Genomic DNA, 19,594 nt, shown 5'->3' with positions numbered 1-19,594 from the left:
TAGGTTTACGCCCTTGAATCTCGAAAATTTAACCTAAATACCTATGAAGAAGTTTATTGCATTCACTGCGATTGTTGCCTTTTTATTCAGTTGTAACTCCGGAGACAGAGGAGAACTGGTTGGAGCAAAAGGTAAAAAATGGTATCCACAAAAACCTTATGGTATGACACTTATCCCTGGTGGTTCGTTCATCATGGGTAAATCTGACGATGATTTTGTAGCGGTTAATGACGCGCCAACAAAAACAGTAACGGTTCGTTCCTTCTACATGGACGAAACTGAAATTACCAATGCCGAGTACAGACAATTTGTGAATTGGGTTCGCGATTCGACGGTTCGACTAAAACTGGCTATTCTAGCCGATGAGGTTGGGGCAACTCCCGGAGACGGAGGAATTGGAGAATTTGCTTTTGTAGATCAGGAAAATGAAGAAATGACTGCCTGGGAGCAGTATAATTACGATAACTATTATGGAATGGGAGAGGATTATTATGCCGGTAGAAAGATCAACCGGGATATAGATCTAATATGGGATACTTCTGAATATCCGGATGAGTATTATTCTGAAGTGATGGATACCATGTACATTCCGGCTGAAGAAGCCTACAACGGGCAGCGTACCATCGATGTTGAAAAACTGAAATTCCAGTACACCTATATGGATATCCAGTCGGCAGCACGAGATAAAAGCAAAAGAAGAAAGGATTTTATAAAAAAAGAAGAAGTAAATATCTATCCCGATACTACAGTTTGGATAAAAGATTTCAACTATTCTTACAATGAGCCTATGCACAACGATTACTTCTGGCACGAGGCTTATGGGGATTATCCGGTAGTAGGAGTGAACTGGAAGCAGGCGAAAGCGTTTTGCGCCTGGAGAACCTTATATAAGAATGCATATCAAAAATCCAGAAACCGTAACCATGTAAACTCTTTCCGTCTTCCCGGTGAAGCAGAATGGGAATATGCAGCGCGTGGCGGACTGGAATCTGCTACATTCCCGTGGGGAGGGCCTTATGCTAAGAACGACCGTGGTTGTTTTCTGGCAAACTTTAAACCCCTACGTGGTGATTATGCAGCAGATCAGGCTTTATACACTGTAGAAGCCGATGCCTACGAGCCAAATGACTATAACCTCTACAACATGGCTGGTAACGTGAGCGAATGGGTAGCTTCATCTTATGATGCTGCAGCTTATGAGTATACTTCAACAATGAACCCTAACGTGAACGACGATACCAATATGCGTAAAGTTGTTCGTGGTGGATCCTGGAAGGATGTAGCATACTTCCTGCAGGTAAGCACACGTGACTATGAATATGCAGATTCTGCACGGAGCTATATCGGTTTCAGAACTGTTCAGGATTACATGGGTACAGACGTTGTATTAAATGAAAAACTTGGAGACGCTCGATAAGAACGATTTTCAGAACTAAATAAATCAAAACCTTAAAACTTACTTAACTTAACTAAAAACTATTGTATTATGGCACAATCAAGATCATCAAAGAAATTATTTAATATGGCCTACGGCCTTGGGGCGTCTATCGTAATTTTAGGAGCTTTATTTAAGATCCTTCACTGGGAATTAGGTCCCTTAAACGGTGGATTGCTTTTGGCAATTGGTCTTATTACTGAGGCGATCATTTTTGCTATCTCTGCTTTCGAACCTGTTGAAGACGATTTAGACTGGTCTCTTGTTTACCCTGAATTGGCCGGAGGTATGGCAGGTGACAAGAAAAAGCAACCACAGGATGCCGAAGGATTATTGTCTAAGAAATTGGATGAAATGTTGAAGGATGCAAGAATCGATTCTGAATTGATGTCCAGCTTAGGTGAGAGTATCCGTTCTTTTGAAGGTGCCGCTAAAGGTATGCAACCAACTGCTGAAGCAATGAGCTCTACGAAGAAGTATAGCGAAGAAATGGCCTTGGCCGCTGCTCAAATGGAATCATTGAACAGCTTATACAAAGTACAGGTTGAATCAACAAGCCGTCAGACAGAAGTTAACGAGCGTGTTGCTGAAAACGCAGAACAATTGAAACAACAAATGGAGCACTTGGCTACCAACCTGTCTTCTCTTAACGGAGTTTACGGAGGTATGCTTTCCGCAATGACCAATAGAAATTAATAAATTTCCATTAGACACTTTTATTAACTAAACTAAACTAAAAGAACATGGCTAAAGGAAGTTTATCACCAAGGCAGAAGATGATTAACCTGATGTATCTGGTTTTCATCGCGATGCTTGCATTAAATATGTCCAAGGAGGTTTTATCGGCCTTCGGACTTCTAAACGACAAAATAGCAACGGCAAACGCTGAGACCGAAGCACGTAATATGGCTTTTATGGATGGTCTTAGTACAAAGGCATCCGATGAGCCTGCTCAGTATGCGGCAGTCTACGCTAAGGCACAGGAAATTGAAACGGTATCCAATGAATTGGACTCGTACTTGACTACTTTGAAAAGTAACGCCATTAAAGATCTTAAGGATCCAACAGATTATGAAGTAATGGACAAACCAGATCACTTCGATCGGTTATTCTTTACTGGAGATAAGTATAAAGCTGAAGGACAAGAATTCATCGATAAGATGAACGAGTACCGAACCAATATGATTGCGATTCTTTCTGATACTGCTGTGGCCAAGAAAGTAGCAGGGGTGGAAGAGATCAAAAAATCTCTTGAAAGTAACTTTTCAACCGAAAAGGAAACCAACAGAGACGGTAAGGAAATTGAATGGTTGAATTATAACTACGAAGGTTTTCCATTGATCGCATCACTTACTAAGCTTACACAGCTTCAAGCCGATGTTAAGAATACAAAAAGTGAACTTTTGTCAAAGATGTTATCCGGTCAACAAGCTGCGGCCCTTTCATTTAGTAACTATTCTACGATAATGGATGTTGAAAAATCGGCTTATTACGCCGGTGAAACTTTTAACGGAGCCATTTTACTGGGTCGAACCGATGCCAGTACTGTGCCGCAGGAAGTAAATCTAACCTTAGACGGCCGACCACTTACCGAAGGACAATACAGTGTTCAAGGCGGTAGAGTTGTACTGAATATTGGCGCTGGTAGCCCGGGAGATCATAAAATTGAAGGAACTCTGGTATATGGTGAAGGCGGTGAAAAAGTTGAAGTACCTGTAAAAACAGGATTCGCAACGATTTCAAAACCAAACTCAGCAGTTATATCTGCAGACAAAATGAATGTGGTTTACCGTGGTGTAGACAACCCAATGACGGTTTCTATCCCTGGTATTCCTGATAATAACGTAAATGCATCAGCTGCCGGTTTAAGTAAAGTTTCTGGTAGTAAATATGTAATGCGTCCTGGATCGGGTCGTGAGGTTACAATCACGGCTAGTGGTACTTTGCCAGATGGGCAAAGAATAAGTACTCCGGCGGTATTCCGTATCAAGGATATCCCACCACCGGTAGGAGCTATCCGTGGAGAAACAGGGATCGTACGTATGCAACGTCAGGGACTTGAGATCTCGACAGTATCGGCGGTTTTACCCGACTTCGATTTCGACGTAAATCTTAATGTAACCGGATTTAGCTTTAAAGTTTCCGGACAGCCTACGGTAATCGTAAGTGGAACCCGATTGGATTCTGCAGCTAAAGGCGCATTGCGTAGAGCCAAAAGAGGAGATGCAGTTCAAATCTTTGATATCAATGCAAAAGTTCAGGGTAGTTCGGTAGTCTTGAAAAAGACCGCTCCCGTAATTATTGAGCTTACAAACTAGAATATAAATTTGTTTTTTATGACGTATAGAAATGTTGTTTTAAGTGTTTTTGGTCTGTTGATGACCGGGTTTGCGGCTAACGCACAACTCAACATCCTCAATGCCAAAGCACCTGATGAGATAGGCAAAAAGACGGAAGCGCAAATTGCCTACGATAATGATGAGCCGTTACCATACGGCTATACCGACGAGCGTGATGTACTTTGGTCAAGAACACTTTGGGAGATCATCGATCTTGACGAACGTGTAAACTTCCCGTTGTACTATCCTATTGATACCAACAACATTGGTTCCGAAAGACGTTCTTTATACGATGTGCTTGTTAAGGCCATTAAGGACGGAAAGATCGAACACGTATACGCCGATTCTTATTTTACTGAAAAGCGTACCTTGGGCGACCTTGAAGCTTCTTTGGTGTACAGTGATACTACCGACCTTGGTATTGAGCAATTAAATGCAGAAGGAACCGTAGATCCTCAATACATTCGTAAATTCAATTTGGATGCAGGTGATGTTGAAGAATGGCGAATTAGAGGTATCTGGTATCTTGACAAGCGTCAGGGCGAATTAAAATACCGATTGTTAGGTATTTGCCCGGTAGCGAACGAAGCGCGCTCTAAGGCCTTCCCTGATGATCCAATCGACAGTAAAGTTGAGTTGTTCTGGGTATGGTTCCCGGGAGCACGTAAGGCGCTTCATGAAGCTAAAGCGTTTAACCGTAGAAATACGTCGCAACCCATTTCATTTGATCACCTCTTAAATTCGCGTCGATTCCACGCTGTGGTTTATAAGGAGGACAATGTACAAGGCGACCGTGAAGTTAGTGACTACATCAACGACAATGCCTTGATGCAGCTCCTGGAATCTGATCGTATAAGAGAACAAATACGAAATATTGAAATAGATATGTGGAATTACTAAATTCTACTACTGATCGTATCAAAAACCCTCTTGTGTAACGCAAGAGGGTTTTTTCTTTAATCCCTAAGATCCCGCCACAAAGGTTCTTTATATCTTTACATCGTGCAGCAACTGGATTACATCGTGGTAGGTTTAGGAATTGGCGGACTCTCCTTCTGTGAGCAACTACGTCGACACCATAAGAAGTTTGTAGTTATTGATGCCGCAATGAATCCTGCTACTGCAGTTTCCGGGGGGGTGATCAATCCGGTAGTGCTAAAGCGATTTACTCCGGTGTGGCAGGCTGATGAATTTTTAAGCGCAGCCCAGCCCTTTTATAAACACCTTTCGCAATTGCTGGACCTTAAAATAATAGATCAAACCCCGATCTTGAGAGTGTTTAATTCTGTGGAAGAACAGAACGACTGGACCATCGCCGGCGATAGACATCAATTAGCTCCGTTTATTTCTTCTGAGATCATTTCAAATAAAAACAGCAATCTTAATGCCCCTTTTGGCCTCGGAAGAGTAAACGCTGGGTATAGACTACAAACCTCGCAAATGCTTCGGCGGTATGCCGATTTTCTTTTGAAGACCCAACAGCTTATAGCTGAAGAATTGGATCATTCGCAACTCATCGAAGCGGGGAATGGTATACGTTACAAGCATTTTTCGGCCAGAAAAATCGTATTTGCAGAAGGCTTTTCAGCATTGCGTAATCCGCTCTTTCCAAAACACCTCATTATTCCGAACAAAGGAGAATACATTACCATACAAGCACCTCAACTTAAGCTTGAGGATATTGTAAAGGGAGCTATGTTTGTCATTCCGCAGGGAAGGGATGAGTACAAGGTGGGAGCAACTTTTAATCGCGACGATATTTCGGAACGTAACTCGGAAGAGGCGAGGAAACTAATAGAGATCCACTTAAAGAAGCTGCTTAATTGTGAGTTTACAGTTGTGGATCAGATGTCGGGCATACGACCCACAACCAAAGATCGCCGTCCCTTGCTAGGAACTGTCACTACTCCCGATATTGCTTTTTTAAATGGTTTGGGAGCACGAGGTTTAATGATGGCACCCTTGCTGGCAGAACACTTGTACAAACATCTGGAGGAAGGCGCAGAATTACCCGTTGAAGTAAACTTAAAAAGATTTTTATAGGAGTTAAGGCTAAACGCTTAGTCGGTAACTTTATTCCTGTCGAACTTTAAAAAGAAATTGATCCAGATATTTCGCGACAGTCTCAAAATTACAGGTAATAAGAGCACCAATGTACCCACGATAAAGAAGAAGGTGGCCGTACGTTCCATTCCCAGTATTAAAAATGAGATCACAAATGCCGCTACTGCGATCGCCACACCTACGGCATAGCTTACATACATGGCCCCATAGAAGAACGAAGGTTCAATTTTAAATTTAGTATTGCAGTGAGAACAGCGCTCGTGCATTTTTAAGGTTTCTGTAAGCAGGTAGGGGTTGCGCTTCACATACATATTACCTTCATGACACACAGGGCATTTTCCGGTAAATATGCTGTAAAGTTTAGTGCCTTTCAAGAAATTCATCGCAGGTTTTTATAGGAGTACAAAATTAAGCATCTTTGCAAAAATTTTAAGGGATTTCATGTTAAACATTCACAACTTATCGGTTTCCTTTCAGGGGGATTACCTCTTTGAAAAAATTACCTTCCAGTTAATGCCGGGAGATCGGGTTGGGCTCGTTGGAAAGAACGGCGCAGGAAAATCGACCTTACTTCGTATTATTTCAGGGGAACAGGAATACGACGAGGGACAAATTGCGACCGATAAGGAGATTTCTATAGGATTTCTCAAGCAGGATATCGATTTTACCAAAGGAAGAACGGTGTTGGAGGAATCCTATGAAGCTTTTACCGTGATCAAATCATTGGAAAAAAAGCTGGAAAAGATCAATACACAGCTGGCAGAGCGTACCGATTACGAAAGTGACAGCTACCATCAATTAATGGTGGATCTCAATGAGATTCAGCATCAGTATGAAATTCACGGCGGATATAATTATCAAGGCGAGACCGAACGCATACTGCAGGGGCTGGGGTTTCAGCGTGAGGATTTCAATAAATTAACCGAAACCTTTTCCGGAGGTTGGCGTATGCGAATAGAACTTGCAAAGCTCTTACTTCAGAATAATGACATATTGCTGTTGGATGAGCCTACCAACCACCTGGATATCGAATCGATACTGTGGCTGGAAGATTTTCTGAAAAATTATCCGGGCGTGGTCGTCGTGGTTTCTCACGATAAGATGTTTCTCGATACCGTTACCAACCGTACCATTGAGATCTCCCTAGGAAAGATCTACGACTACAACAAACCCTACACAAAATATCTGGTACTTCGCAACGAAATGCGGGAGCAGCAGCTGGCCTCTCAGAAGAATCAGCAAAAACAGATCGAACAGACCGAAAAACTCATTGAAAAATTTCGGGCTAAAGCGAGTAAAGCCACTATGGCGCAATCACTCATCAAGAAACTCGACAAAATAGACCGGATCGAGGTTGATGAAGATGATAATAGCGTAATGACCTTAAATTTCCCGGTCTCGGTTACCCCCGGAAAGGTGGTTATTGAAGCAGAAGCTGTTTCTAAGAGTTACGGCGATAAAGAGGTGCTGCGCGACATTAATCTCATGATAGAACGGGATAGCAAAACGGCTTTCGTTGGGCAAAACGGTCAGGGGAAATCCACGCTGGCAAAGATCATTGTGGGTGAGATAGCGCACGGGGGAAAACTCAAGTTGGGACATAACGTACAAATCGCATATTTTGCTCAGAATCAGGCCGACCATCTTGATGGTACAAAAACCGTTTTGGATACGATGATCGACGCCGCTAACGAAAAGAACCGCAGCAAGGTGCGGGATATATTGGGTGCATTTTTATTCAGGGGAGACGAAGTTGAAAAATATGTGCGGGTGTTGAGCGGGGGAGAGCGAAACCGTCTGGCGCTGGCAAAACTTTTACTACAGCCGTTCAACGTGCTTGTCATGGATGAGCCTACCAACCACCTCGATATAAAATCGAAGAATGTATTGAAGGAAGCATTGAAGAATTTTGAAGGAACTTTGATCCTGGTGTCTCACGATAGGGATTTTCTTCAGGGATTGAGTACGAAGGTATACGAATTTAAGGACCATAAGATCAAAGAATATTTGGGTGATATCGAGTATTTCCTTGAGCAGCGAAACCTTCAGAATTTAAGGGAAGCCGAAAAACGTTCGGTTTCAGAAAAAAAGGAAAAACCCAATGAAACCGGTGGCAAACAGTCTTATGAGAATCAGAAAAAACTAAAATCCTTTCAGAATAAGCTCAGCAAAATTGAAGCCGGCATCAATAAACTGGAACGGGAGATCAAGGAAATTGATGTGGAACTCGCCGTGAATTACGACCAAACCATTGCACAGCCTAACTTTTTTGACAGTTATCAGGCCAAGAAAGACCAGCTGAATGCCCTTATGGAAGAATGGGAAGACGTATCAGTGAAATTGGAGCGAATTAAGGACTAAATTAATTTATTTAAGAAACTTTTAACTACTCCCGATTAGACGCTTCTTATTTTTGAAAGTCTTAACTACAGTAATTACAACCAAATGCGAAATATCCTACTCTTTGCCATAGGAGCGATCCTTATTGTTGCCGCTATTTTTGCCGCCAACGCTATTATTGACAGCAATACGCAAACTCGACCGCCTGCCGAAAAAATTATAAAAACGGTCTATACCGAGGTGGTTACCAATACAACGATCCCTATCATCATCCCGGCAAATGGCAATCTGGTGGCGAAGAATCGCCTTGAATTGTATTCAGAAGTACAGGGAATCTTCCAATACAGTTCCCGTGATTTTAAGGCCGGACAGACTTATAACAGGGGCGAAACCCTACTGCGGATCAATTCTTCGGAATATTACGCGTCGGTTCAGGCCGCAAAAAGCGATTTTGTCAATCTCATCACTTCACTAATGCCCGATTTGCGATTGGATTACCCTGAAGCTTTTCCGAAGTGGGAGCGCTATCTAAACAACTTCAACATCGATCAATCTACACCTGCATTACCGGAGATCACTTCCGAAAAGGAAAAATATTTTATCACCGGCCGCGGAGTTTTTTCTTCATACTACAGCGTAAAAAATCTGGAACAACGTCTTGGAAAATACAGTATCACGGCTCCGTTTAACGGAGTGCTTACCGAAGCTCTGGTGACCCGAGGTACCTTGATCCGTTCCGGACAAAAATTAGGTGAATTTATAGATACTTCTGTCTATGAAGTGGAATTAGGCATCGCCAAGAATTTCAGTGATCTGCTAAAAGAAGGAGAAAAAGTGTCGCTTACCGCTTTAGAAGGAAGCAAGACCTACACAGGGACAGTTAGCCGTATAAACGGCAGGATCGATCAGACCACACAAACTATCAAAGTTTTTGTCGAAGTACAGGGAGATGATCTTAAGGAGGGGATGTATATGGAAGCCATGCTGGAAGCCCGCGAGGAGCCTAATGCCATTAAAATAGCCAGAAAATTGTTGGTCGACGAGCGGGAGATCTTCATTGTGAAAGACAGTATACTTGAAGTAATGACGGTAGATCCGGTATATTTTTCCTCAGAAGAGGTAGTGCTAAAAGGAGTACCCGATGGTACCGAGATACTGTCCCGCACCGTTCCGGGCGCCTATGCCGGTATGCTCGTTAAAATAGGTAATGAGAGCACGACCCAACAAGCAGATTCCACTCTAAAAACGACCGAATAGCATGCGAAAACTCATCGCTTATTTTATTAAATACGAAGTTGCCGTAAACGTATGTATCCTTGCGTTTATCATTTTTGGGGTCATTGGGATGCTCCAGCTGAAGTCGTCCTTCTTCCCGCTGGCAGAATCGCAGATCATTCGAATCAATATCAGTTATCCCGGAGCCGCACCCGAAGAGATCGAAGAAGGAGTGGTGCTCAAGATCGAAGACAATCTTAAAGGGCTTATTGGTGTAGATCGTGTTACATCGGTATCCCGAGAAAATGGAGGCAATATCACTGTCGAGATCGAAAGCGATGAGAACATAGACCTCATGCTTTCCGAAGTAAAGAACGCCGTAGACCGGGTGCCCAATTTTCCCACCGGTATGGAACCTTTGGTGGTAGCCAAGCAGGAGAATATCCGTCAGACCATAGACTTTGCCATAAGTGGGGAGGGGGTGAACCTAAGTTCCCTGAAACAGATCGGGCGTCAGGTGGAGAACGACCTTAGAGGCATGGACGGGATCTCCCAGATCGCAGTTTCGGGTTATCCGGAAGAGGAAATAGAGATCGCCGTTCGGGAAAATGACCTGCTTGCATACGACCTTACCTTCGCAGAAGTTGCGGCGGCCGTTTCTCAGGCCAATATCCTTACCACAGGTGGAAACATTAAGACCAACGCCGAGGACTATCTAATACGCGCTAATAACCGCTCCTACTACGGAAATGAGCTCAATAATCTGGTGGTAAGGGCTAAGCAGGATGGTACGGTAGTTCGATTACAGGATGTAGCCACGGTTAGGGATCGTTTTTCGGAAACTCCCAATGCGTCCTACTTCAACGGAAACATTGCGGTAAATGTAGAGATCACCAACACCAATAGCGAAGATCTTATTTCAACTGCCGAACAGGTTAATGAATATATCGAGATATTCAACGAAAAGCATACCGGGGTGAAGATCGACGTTGTGAGTGATTCCTCCATACGATTGCAACAACGAACCCAATTGCTCCTTGAAAACGGGGCTGCCGGGATTCTTCTTGTTCTCTTATTTCTGTCCTTTTTCCTGAATACTCGCCTGGCGTTCTGGGTGGCGCTGGGACTTCCTATTGCATTTCTTGGGATGTTTATTTTTGCGGCCAATTTCAATGTTACCATCAATGTGCTTTCTCTGTTTGGGATGATCATTGTCATTGGTATACTGGTGGACGACGGGATCGTTATTTCAGAAAACATCTATCAGCATTACGAGATGGGTAAAAGTCGTGTACAAGCGGCAATAGACGGTACCATGGAGGTGCTGCCTGCTATTGTCTCTGCTATTATTACTACCGTATTGGCCTTTTCGACCTTTTTATTTCTGGAAGGTCGTATTGGGGAATTTTTTAGTGAAGTGTCTACCATCGTCATTTTAACGCTGGTTGTTTCACTGGTAGAGGCACTTATCATTCTTCCGGCACATATTGCACATTCCAAGGCCCTGTTAAAGCAGGATCCCAATAAAAAAAGAAAGGGACTGGACAAATTTCTGTTTAGTCTGCGAAAATTCAACGAATACGGCGATCGTTTTATGCGATACTGCCGAGATAACATCTACAGTCCCACCTTGCGCTTTGCGCTGCGACAACGTTTTTTAACCTTTGCCATTTTACTTACCCTAATGATCCTTACCATAGGTTGTTATAAGGGAGATATCATAAAGCAGGCATTCTTTCCGCGTATCGCAAGTGACCGGGTGAGTATCGACTTGCTCATGCCCGAAGGAACCAATCCTAAGATCACCGATTCTATCATTACCATGGTAGAAAGTGCGGCATGGCGGGTGAATGAAGAATATACGGCAAAGCAGACCGGAAACAAGCAGGTGGTTGAGAATATCATCAAACGTGTTGGTCCGGGGAATAACAAGGCTTCTCTGCAGGTAAACCTGCTCCCGGGAGAAGAACGTGATTTCGATTCCCAGTCTATTACCAATTCCATTCGTGAAGAAACCGGTCCGGTTTCCGGAGTGGAGCGTTTGTCCTTCGGTTCGGGAGGAAATTTTGGCGGGAACCCGGTTTCAGTTTCCTTATTAGGGAATAATACTGAAGAACTTAAAGCAGCCAAACGAGAACTACGCGCAAGTCTGGAAGCTAACCCCTTGTTGGCCGATATCACCGATACCGATCCCGAAGGGATCAAGGAGATCAATGTTCAGCTTAAACCAACGGCTTATGCACTCGGCCTTAACCTCAGAGACGTTATGAGTCAGATTCGGGCAGGATTCTTCGGTCTCCAGGCACAGCGTTTTCAGCGTGGGCAGGATGAGATCAGGGTCTGGGTGCGCTACGATCGCGGAAACCGGGAATCTATTAACGATCTGGACGATATGCGCATCGTAACCTCAACGGGGCAACGCGTTCCATTCGGTGAAATTGCGAGCTACGAAATTCGACGGGGGGATGAGTCTATAAGTCATTTGGACGGACGCCGGGAGATACAGGTAAATGCAGACATGAAAGACCCTAACGGCAGTCCGGTAGGTGTGTTGGATGAGATTAAAACTGTGATCATGCCCGAGATCATGTCGAAATACCCCACCGTTTCGGCTTCTTATGAAGGGCAGAATCGAGAACGAAATAAACTGTCAGATTCAGCGGTGACGGTGATACCTATCGTACTTTTCCTTATCTATATTGTGATCGCTTTTACCTTTAGAAGTTACAGTCAGCCGCTATTGCTAATCCTTATGATCCCTTTCAGTTTCATTGCGGTGGCATGGGGACACTGGTTTCACGATTTTCCTATCAATATCCTATCGGCACTTGGTATCATTGCCCTTATCGGGATCATGGTAAACGACGGACTGGTCTTGATCGGGAAGTTCAATTCCTATCTAAAGGACGGGATGAAATTCGATCAGGCCCTGTACGAAGCGGGACGCTCCAGATTCCGGGCTATATTTTTAACTTCTTTAACCACCATAGCGGGGATTGCGCCCTTATTGCTGGAGAAAAGTCGGCAGGCCCAGTTTTTAAAGCCTATGGCGATCTCCATTGCCTACGGAATAGGAATTGCCACCGTATTGACCCTGATCATATTGCCGTTATTGCTTTCGGTGACCAATGACATCAAGGCGAATTCGAAGTGGTTGATCACCGGGAAAAAAGTGAGCAGAGAAGAAGTGGAACGAGCTATAAAAGAACAGCATGAAGAGCATTAAGATCCTTTTTATAATTTCCTTGGGAGTTGGCAGTGTATGGGCACAGTCCCCCGATATGCTGACCAAAAGCGAGGCAGTTTCCGAAGCTTTGGAAAACAACTTCGGAATTACCATTGCCAATAAAAACCTGGAAATTTCAGAAAATAACAAAAGCATACTCAATTCGGGGTTTTTACCTTCCTTAACCGGAAACGCCGGTGCCAATTACAGTATAGACGATCAGGATGTGACCTTTCAGGACGGGACAAGCCGCGTAGTAGACGGTGCCGAAACCACCCGATATAATGCTTCGTTAAATCTAAACTACACCTTATTCGACGGCCTGGGACGCTGGTACGACTACAAACGACTAAAGGAAGAATACAATCTTACCGAGCTTCAGGCAAGACAGACCATAGAAACCACTATGCTTCAGCTGTTTTCGGTTTATTACGAGGTCGCCCGAATTACAGAGAATATTTCAGTATTGAAGGAAACCTTTCAGAATACAAAAAACCGCTTAACCCGTGCCGAATACGGATTCGAATACGGGCAAAACAACAAGCTGGACGTGTTGAATGCCCAGGTGGATATGGTGACTGACAGTATTAACATAATGAACGCCAGGCAACAACTGGAGAATACGAAGCGAGATCTGATGGTTGTGCTAAGCAGCGAACTGGACAGGAACTTTACGGTAGATACGGTGGTACAATTCACCAACGATCTGGTACTGACCAATTTTCTGGCGGAAGCCGAAGCTAACAATGTGCGTCTCCTGCAGGCCGAAAAGAATATTGCCATAAGTACCTACAATTACAAGGCCAGCAAGTCGATCTATTTACCTTCTGTGGGGCTTACAGGATCTTATGGGTGGAATCAAGGGAATTTTCCATCCACCAGCTTTGCTTCCTCCAGTACGACCACCGGGTTTGCGGCAGGACTTAGCTTGACCTGGAGCTTTTTCGATGGGGGTGGTGGGATCACTTCGGTAAAGAATGCCCGTATTGTAAGCGATACTCAGGAAATTTTGCTTGAACAGATCAAGACTGAGGTAAAACGTGATATAGAGAATGCCAGAGGGAACTATTACAACCGCCTTTCGGTATACCAACTGCAAGAGCAGAATGTCACTACGGCGAGAAATAATTTTGAACGCTCTAATGAGCGCTATAAGCTGGGGCAGATCACTTCGGTAGAATTGCGGCAGGCACAGATCAATTTGCTGAATGCCCAGACCAATAAGAACCTTGCAAAATACGAAGCCAAGCTGGCTGAACTCGAACTATTACAGCTTACCGGACAGCTGTTGAATATTGAATTGTAATGGAGGAGCATTTTTTTCAGTGCCCGCATTGCTGGGAATCCATCTCTATGTTGCTCGATACTTCGGTGCGTGAGCAATCCTATATAGAAGATTGTGAAATATGCTGCAATCCCATTCAGATTACTGTTGCTTTTGAAAATAAGGAGCTTGTAAATTTTTCGGCAGAAAGCATAGAACAATAATTTTTTGACGTAACTTTATGAGAACCAGTAAATTTACGTCGGGATGTTATCTGAATTCAGCTTTTCGAAGGATACGGTGGGGTTTCTTATTGAAGGAGAATTCAATGAGGAATTGTCCAACCAACTGCATATTCAGATCTTGGAAAAATTCAAAGAATTCGACAAGATCAACCTCTATCTGGAAGACAGTAATATTGAATCCTTTACTCTTCCTGCCATAGTAAAGGAAATACTTTTTAAGATAGAAAACGCCGACAAGTTTAACAAGCTTGCGCTGGTCACCGACCGCAAATGGATCCATTTATGTTCTACTATAGAGAGTTTGTTTATTTCGATAAACATGAAGCATTTTCCTACCGAAGATCGACTTAAGGCAATTCGCTGGATCGCCCGACGTTAAAAAGTTATTGCTTGCGTTCCACGCCGGGACCGGTTAGGGCGCTTTTCATCCCTGTTTCCACATTGAGCCATAAATAATTAAAGAAGGATTTGTTCTGGGCGCGGGTCACGGTTCCTTCCCCTTTTCGGAATAGCTTTCCGTCGTCGTTGCTGTTCTTTTTAATAAACAGATTGGCAATTGCCGAAAGCAGGTCTTTTTCTTCCCTGCCGTTCTTTTTGATAAGCTTTATTTTGAATTCGTCGTATTTCATCTCCATATCCACATTAGAACTCGTGCCATCGCCGTTAATGGTAAAATAGGTTTGCTGGATCTCGCCTTCCAGTTTGAGTCGGAGGTTAGGCACTGTAAAACTGTTTAATTGAGCCGAGGCGATGCTTGCAAGATCCCCCCGAAACGTAAACCGATCGGACGGATTCTCAACATTAAACTCCCAGTTAGCCTTTAGCAGGGAGGTAGACATGAACTTGGTTCTTATATCGATTTGAGTATTAGTCTTGCCATAAGTATTACCTACTTTATAGAAAGTTGCATAGGTATTATCGAAGTGGATGCTTCCCGGAGGATTTTCGGCATGTACTTTTTCGGAATATTTAATATAGGCATTCTCGAGCCTGATTGTATCTATGGAAAGTGCAATAGGAAGTTTACGAAGTTGCTCGCTGTATAGGGGTTTGCGCTTCGGGTCATCGGCGACCAGCTTGTTGCGGTATATATCCAGGTTGGAATCATCAATGGTAAGTAAACTACTCTTCAGGTATGGCTGTTCATTGTTAAAACCAATATCGAACCCTGTTGCGGTTACGTTGTCAACGGTTAAATTCACGTGATCCAGTTCGGTGGCAAGCAAGCGGCTGTGTTCGGCTCTCGAATATTTTGTTTTTAAGGCAATATTGTTAAAAACTGCGTTGCCGTCATTTATGGAAAAGGTGCGGGTATACAGGTTTTCGTAGCGGCTAATTTTAGTGAAGAGGGAATCTCCTTCCAGCGTGTAGCCTGAAAAATTAATCGGGTTTTTCCGCTGAATGGTATTAGCATCAAGATAGATATCCTTTAGGATGAGTCGAAGATTTGTAGCGCTCATTGCGGTCGAATCTGAAGTATTATCGTAGGTATGGACCATGGCATTATTGATGGTAAGCCGGTCTACACGAAGGATAGTATTCAAGGAAGGGGAGGCGGTGGTTGTGGTATCCTGAGCCTCGAGCTTTTTGTGTTTGTAGTAACGGATGGTGGGGCCGGACAGTGTAACCGATGCAAAATGCATTTGATCCTTGACGAAGTAGTCCCAGTAGCTGAAATCTGAGATTCGCACCGATTCGATGGCAAGGTTGGAATAGACCAGGGCCGAATCTTTGTTCCGAATAGCCAGATCGAGTTGCTGTATGGTGATGGAACCGTCAAGCAGGTGGAGGCTAACTTCCTTATGCGATTGGGAGATATGTGGCGGCAGGTCATTTTCGAGAAAGGCGACCAGTTTATTTTTTACAATGTGATTGGCAATGCCAACGGCGATGAAGCAGCAAAGAATAATACCTCCAATGATTAGAAGGATTCGGCGGGTAGTTTTTGTCATATTTAAAAATAGCAAAGTCGATGGGATCACTGAAATTTTTATGAGTTTCTGTTAAATTTTACGTCAGAAGTTCTTGTGATGTTTAAAATCCTTTGTATCTTTGCCGTCCACATCGCGGGATAGAGCAGTAGGTAGCTCGTCGGGCTCATAACCCGAAGGTCACTGGTTCGAGTCCAGTTCCCGCTACTAAGCGAGACGCATTATCAAATTTAGATGATGCGTTTTTTGTTTTAGCCCCCTGACCCATTACTATGCTTGAAACCATCGTAAAAATTGAGTTAACTTCTTTGGTTCGATATTGACGATTTTGTGGGTCAATGACTATCCCCGATGGAAATACCAATTTTTGGATACGTATTTTATTTTCGATATTAGCGTGTGCCCAGTAATCACTAAGGTTTTGAGTAACCTCAACACATTTGTCAATTTTTTTTTCGAGGTTCGATATTGAAATACCCAATTTCGCTTTCTCAGCATTTACAGCATCAATTTTGTCCATAAGCTCCTTATTGAATTTATCATACAAGTCTTGACTCAAGTTCTCAAAAGCATACTTACGTTCCAATTTGTCCTTTTGATTTACAAGGTCATCCAATTTCTTATTCAAGTAACTTTCAAGCTCTATAGACTGCTTGTTCTTGTCATTCAAGGCGAGCTTCATTTGCACTTTGAATACGTCTATGTATTTTCTACTCAGACAGAATTGACTTAGATAATCCTCAAACAGGTCATTAAGACCTGGTCTGAGTGATTTCTTTGAACTCTTTGCGTTCATGTCCTTTGTTGGGCACATGTTATTCTGACACTTGTAATAGTCATATCTTTTTTTCGCTTTGTATCCTGTCATTTTGAAGCCACAATGACCACAAAACAAATCAGATTGTAAAGGTCTGTCATCGCAATATTTTGATTTAATGTAACCAGTGTTTGAGTTATTTTCAAACCTTTCATTTATTGTTTGGAAGTCTTCCCAAGAGACAAGCGGTTTCCAATTACCAATTACGACTTCACCTTTCAACAGACTGTTTGTATTAATGCCGCAGTAGAAGGCATTTCGCCACATGGCACTAAGGGATTGTTTTTTGATAGAGAACCCAAGTTTAGCTAGTTTTTGCCTTATTTGATAATCTGCCATGCCATTTAGTTTCCACTTCCAAGCTTTTTTAAGGAGCTTACCTTCCTTGTTGATTTCAAGATGTTGAACTCCGTTAATGAAGTCAGACTTTTTGACTCGCTTACCATAATGGTTATAGCCTCTTGGAGCTTTGCCAAGCCAGTTTCCGTTTTTCAAAAACGCAATCATACCAGGTATGGTCACTTCAAGACGCTCAATATTTTCTTTTCGTGCATATTGTAAAGACTCAATTATCTCGAATTCACCTCTAGGCGTAGTAGTGTCCTTTACGGTTGACACTTCAATAAGATGAACTCCATGAACCCTTATTAGTTCATTGACTAGACCAATTGCACTTGCCCCTGTTCTGGAGAATCTACTCATCTTATATATCATTATAGCAAATGGCTTCTGTTTCGCTTTTATTACTTCGGAAATCAGTCTTTTGAATTCCTTTCTGGTGAAATCACCTTTGGCAGACTCGTAGGTGCCGCCAAATGTGTTAGTAATTTCAAAATTATTGTTGCGTGCCAACGCCTCTGCGGCACACTTCTGGTTCTCGATACTTCCGTTGGTTTCAAACTGATTTTTTGAACTGACTCTTGTATATAACCAAACATTTTTATTGGTGTTTAGCTCTTCTCGATAGGAGCTGAATTTTTTAAAATAATCTAAATTCATTTTATTTAGTTTAAAAGGTCACAAACTATATGACTTAGCCTGTGTAGGTTATTAATAATTTTTATTACTTCTGCATCGCTACTGGTTTTATCTTCAGTAAGTTTTCTATATATAGCGATTGGTATTGTGTTGTTTTCTTCATTTTCCACTTTTGTTAAAGGATTAAAGAATGTTCAGCACGAAGTCTATCGGGCTGATGTTATTTCCTTCTGAAGCACTATCCAAGGTTTTTAAGATGATAGTATACTTTCCGCTCTACAGGACGGACGACCTATTCTGAAAAATAATATCACTCAAAACGTGACGGCTTTCCAGGTCGAAAAATTTAAACAAGGTTTAAATGAGAGTAACCTCAAGTTAGACGCTTGCAGGTTGAAAAATTTATGCCCAAATCTTCAATTATTTTGTTGGGCTGAAGTATGTTATTTCAAGATAGCCAAAGGATGGCTCCTAAGTCTTGTTTGAGCAATTATACTACACGAGGGTACCGAAAAACAAGTTTTTTCCCAACTTTTTTTAAAAAAATTATCTAAGCACCAAAATCTAGGGAAATTTCCCACTTTCCTTATATCTTTATAAACCAATAATTCCCGCTTAAAAAATAGCAACACAATATGGTTTTAAAATTAACAGTAGAAGATTTTAAAAAATATTTACTAGATTTTATTGAAAAGTCTGAAATTAAAGAAATGGATAGACTAAAACTCAGGCTTAGCGATTTAGGTAATGAAAAAAACGATTATAAATCAATGCCTAGAAAAGTGTCTTTGGGGAATATTAGGTCGAAGGGTGAAACTGCATTTCAGAGGGGTATTTTTAATTCGCAAAATACACTGCTTGACTATGGTAATACACTCAAAGAAGTAAACTGGTTGGATTTGGAGATTCCTGTCGTGTTAAATAAAAATCCTAGAAGACCTAGTCTAGACCTTATCGGAATTACCTCAGATGATATTCCTGTAATTTGTGAGCTAAAATACCATAAGTCAAAATCTGACCATCCGATTTATGGTATTGTTGAATTGTTAATGTATTATTACTATATCCTTTGTAACCATGAATTACTTGATAAATATGATATTCACCATACTGGATTAAAAAAATTTGAATGGAGCTTCATTGCTAATTTTGAATCTCCAAAACTATTGTTAGTCGCAAATAAAAGGTATTGGAATAGATGGCTCAATAGAATTGGTGAAGAAATTTTTAGTAGTCAAATGAAGTACTTTAAAGATAATTTAAATGTCAATATCGAATGTTTCAGTACTGATGATGAGGACTTTGAAGCTCAGAAAGGTGATTGTGAAAAATATATTCCTGTCATAAGTTCAAATAGATGGTTGAAAGTTATATGAAGTTTTCTCTTCCTATCCAACGGAAGGAGGTTCCAGGAGTCCAATGAAACAAAAAATCACCCCCATACCCCCTAAAAAGGTATAGAGATGATTATTACTTCTTCCATGCATCCACCGTTAAGTGGTCCTATCATCCATCGTACTTTATTCCAAAAGATGTCTCCAGCATCTTTGTATAGGAATGTTTCCGACCGCAGTACCTAGAATTCGTTCTTTTGAGAACCAAACCGACATACTACGTGGGGGTTCGGGTCCTATACCTCAGCGGTACCCTTTCAGATTGAATCGGCTACGTTCCTATCAACCACACACCAGATTGCCAACGTAAGTGCCAGAGTCTTCACTCGCTTAATGTTGCCCTTCG

The 19,594-nt window shown here is 42.3% G+C and carries 15 protein-coding genes and 1 tRNA gene; 13 read left to right on the top strand and 3 right to left on the bottom strand.

Annotated elements, in window-relative coordinates:
• Nucleotides 1–43: 43 nt before the first annotated feature.
• The 5 genes from porK to ALE3EI_RS02405 all read left to right on the top strand — a co-directional run bounded on the left by porK (nucleotide 44) and on the right by ALE3EI_RS02405 (nucleotide 5,817).
• Nucleotides 44–1,417, top strand: a complete 1,374-nt coding sequence (gene porK / locus ALE3EI_RS02425; protein WP_186990481.1) for a T9SS ring complex lipoprotein PorK/GldK — start codon at nucleotides 44–46, stop codon at nucleotides 1,415–1,417.
• 69 nt (nucleotides 1,418–1,486) lie between these two features.
• Nucleotides 1,487–2,131 carry a type IX secretion system motor protein PorL/GldL gene (gene porL / locus ALE3EI_RS02420; protein ID WP_186990479.1) on the top strand — a complete coding sequence of 215 codons (645 nt, stop codon included), beginning with the start codon at nucleotides 1,487–1,489 and terminating at the stop codon, nucleotides 2,129–2,131.
• Between the two features lie 47 nt (nucleotides 2,132–2,178).
• Nucleotides 2,179–3,753, top strand: a complete 1,575-nt coding sequence (gene porM, locus ALE3EI_RS02415; protein WP_186990477.1) for a type IX secretion system motor protein PorM/GldM — start codon at nucleotides 2,179–2,181, stop codon at nucleotides 3,751–3,753.
• An 18-nt stretch (nucleotides 3,754–3,771) separates the two neighbouring features.
• On the top strand, nucleotides 3,772–4,674 hold the full coding sequence (gene porN, locus ALE3EI_RS02410) for a type IX secretion system ring subunit PorN/GldN (protein ID WP_186990475.1): 903 nt from the start codon (nucleotides 3,772–3,774) through the stop codon (nucleotides 4,672–4,674).
• Between the two features lie 102 nt (nucleotides 4,675–4,776).
• Nucleotides 4,777–5,817: an NAD(P)/FAD-dependent oxidoreductase gene (locus tag ALE3EI_RS02405; RefSeq protein WP_186990472.1), complete on the top strand. Its 1,041-nt coding sequence runs from the start codon at nucleotides 4,777–4,779 to the stop codon at nucleotides 5,815–5,817.
• A 17-nt stretch (nucleotides 5,818–5,834) separates the two neighbouring features.
• On the opposite strand, the gene ALE3EI_RS02400 is transcribed toward ALE3EI_RS02405, so the two are convergent.
• The gene (locus ALE3EI_RS02400; protein WP_186990470.1) at nucleotides 5,835–6,221 is read right to left on the bottom strand and encodes a DUF983 domain-containing protein; all 387 of its coding nucleotides are present in this window, start codon (nucleotides 6,219–6,221) and stop codon (nucleotides 5,835–5,837) included.
• A 58-nt stretch (nucleotides 6,222–6,279) separates the two neighbouring features.
• Between ALE3EI_RS02400 and ALE3EI_RS02395 the strand changes: the two genes are divergently transcribed.
• The 6 genes from ALE3EI_RS02395 (at nucleotide 6,280) to ALE3EI_RS02370 (ending at nucleotide 14,507) form a co-directional block, all read left to right on the top strand.
• Nucleotides 6,280–8,199, top strand: coding sequence for an ABC-F family ATP-binding cassette domain-containing protein (locus ALE3EI_RS02395; protein ID WP_186990469.1), 1,920 nt, complete (start codon nucleotides 6,280–6,282; stop codon nucleotides 8,197–8,199).
• A gap of 84 nt (nucleotides 8,200–8,283) precedes the next feature.
• Nucleotides 8,284–9,435, top strand: a complete 1,152-nt coding sequence (locus ALE3EI_RS02390; protein WP_186990466.1) for an efflux RND transporter periplasmic adaptor subunit — start codon at nucleotides 8,284–8,286, stop codon at nucleotides 9,433–9,435.
• A gap of 1 nt (nucleotide 9,436) precedes the next feature.
• Entirely contained in the window at nucleotides 9,437–12,619 is a 3,183-nt protein-coding gene (locus ALE3EI_RS02385; protein ID WP_186990463.1) for an efflux RND transporter permease subunit, read from the top strand.
• The gene (locus ALE3EI_RS02380) at nucleotides 12,606–13,925 is read left to right on the top strand and encodes a TolC family protein (RefSeq protein ID WP_186990461.1); all 1,320 of its coding nucleotides are present in this window, start codon (nucleotides 12,606–12,608) and stop codon (nucleotides 13,923–13,925) included. The genes ALE3EI_RS02385 and ALE3EI_RS02380 overlap by 14 nt, the downstream gene beginning before the upstream one ends.
• The gene (locus ALE3EI_RS02375) at nucleotides 13,925–14,107 is read left to right on the top strand and encodes a CPXCG motif-containing cysteine-rich protein (protein ID WP_186990459.1); all 183 of its coding nucleotides are present in this window, start codon (nucleotides 13,925–13,927) and stop codon (nucleotides 14,105–14,107) included. Before ALE3EI_RS02380 ends, ALE3EI_RS02375 begins: the two co-directional genes overlap by 1 nt.
• A gap of 43 nt (nucleotides 14,108–14,150) precedes the next feature.
• Nucleotides 14,151–14,507: a SpoIIAA family protein gene (locus ALE3EI_RS02370; protein ID WP_186990457.1), complete on the top strand. Its 357-nt coding sequence runs from the start codon at nucleotides 14,151–14,153 to the stop codon at nucleotides 14,505–14,507.
• A gap of 4 nt (nucleotides 14,508–14,511) precedes the next feature.
• Here the strand turns inward: ALE3EI_RS02370 and ALE3EI_RS02365 are convergent, their stop codons facing one another.
• Nucleotides 14,512–16,080, bottom strand: coding sequence for an AsmA family protein (locus ALE3EI_RS02365; protein WP_186990455.1), 1,569 nt, complete (start codon nucleotides 16,078–16,080; stop codon nucleotides 14,512–14,514).
• A gap of 113 nt (nucleotides 16,081–16,193) precedes the next feature.
• Here ALE3EI_RS02365 and ALE3EI_RS02360 point away from each other — a divergent pair.
• Nucleotides 16,194–16,266 (top strand) — tRNA-Met (locus ALE3EI_RS02360).
• On the opposite strand, the gene ALE3EI_RS13800 is transcribed toward ALE3EI_RS02360, so the two are convergent.
• The gene (locus ALE3EI_RS13800; protein WP_394367151.1) at nucleotides 16,226–17,875 is read right to left on the bottom strand and encodes a recombinase family protein; all 1,650 of its coding nucleotides are present in this window, start codon (nucleotides 17,873–17,875) and stop codon (nucleotides 16,226–16,228) included. The genes ALE3EI_RS02360 and ALE3EI_RS13800 overlap by 41 nt on opposite strands.
• 614 nt (nucleotides 17,876–18,489) lie before the next feature.
• On the opposite strand from ALE3EI_RS13800, the gene ALE3EI_RS02345 reads away from it, so the two are divergent.
• Nucleotides 18,490–19,230, top strand: coding sequence for a hypothetical protein (locus ALE3EI_RS02345; RefSeq protein ID WP_186990453.1), 741 nt, complete (start codon nucleotides 18,490–18,492; stop codon nucleotides 19,228–19,230).
• Nucleotides 19,231–19,594: the final 364 nt, after the last annotated feature.

The sequence above is a fragment of the Constantimarinum furrinae genome (assembly GCF_014295415.1).
Classification (GTDB): Bacteria; Bacteroidota; Bacteroidia; order Flavobacteriales; family Flavobacteriaceae; genus Constantimarinum; species Constantimarinum furrinae.
Note: the sequence above shows the minus strand (reverse complement) of the source record. Positions and strands in the feature narration are given on the sequence as shown.

Bases quoted from the DNA above. Each gene is read 5' to 3' on its own strand.
- ALE3EI_RS02345 (WP_186990453.1), top strand. From the start codon at position 18,490: ATGGTTTTAAAATTAACAGTAGAAGATTTTAAAAAATATTTACTAGAT.
- ALE3EI_RS13800 (WP_394367151.1), bottom strand. From the start codon at position 17,875: ATGAATTTAGATTATTTTAAAAAATTCAGCTCCTATCGAGAAGAGCTA.
- porM (WP_186990477.1), top strand. From the start codon at position 2,179: ATGGCTAAAGGAAGTTTATCACCAAGGCAGAAGATGATTAACCTGATG.
- ALE3EI_RS02395 (WP_186990469.1), top strand. From the start codon at position 6,280: ATGTTAAACATTCACAACTTATCGGTTTCCTTTCAGGGGGATTACCTC.
- porN (WP_186990475.1), top strand. From the start codon at position 3,772: ATGACGTATAGAAATGTTGTTTTAAGTGTTTTTGGTCTGTTGATGACC.
- ALE3EI_RS02380 (WP_186990461.1), top strand. From the start codon at position 12,606: ATGAAGAGCATTAAGATCCTTTTTATAATTTCCTTGGGAGTTGGCAGT.
- ALE3EI_RS02390 (WP_186990466.1), top strand. From the start codon at position 8,284: ATGCGAAATATCCTACTCTTTGCCATAGGAGCGATCCTTATTGTTGCC.
- ALE3EI_RS02370 (WP_186990457.1), top strand. From the start codon at position 14,151: ATGTTATCTGAATTCAGCTTTTCGAAGGATACGGTGGGGTTTCTTATT.
- ALE3EI_RS02385 (WP_186990463.1), top strand. From the start codon at position 9,437: ATGCGAAAACTCATCGCTTATTTTATTAAATACGAAGTTGCCGTAAAC.
- porK (WP_186990481.1), top strand. From the start codon at position 44: ATGAAGAAGTTTATTGCATTCACTGCGATTGTTGCCTTTTTATTCAGT.
- porL (WP_186990479.1), top strand. From the start codon at position 1,487: ATGGCACAATCAAGATCATCAAAGAAATTATTTAATATGGCCTACGGC.
- ALE3EI_RS02375 (WP_186990459.1), top strand. From the start codon at position 13,925: ATGGAGGAGCATTTTTTTCAGTGCCCGCATTGCTGGGAATCCATCTCT.
- ALE3EI_RS02400 (WP_186990470.1), bottom strand. From the start codon at position 6,221: ATGAATTTCTTGAAAGGCACTAAACTTTACAGCATATTTACCGGAAAA.
- ALE3EI_RS02365 (WP_186990455.1), bottom strand. From the start codon at position 16,080: ATGACAAAAACTACCCGCCGAATCCTTCTAATCATTGGAGGTATTATT.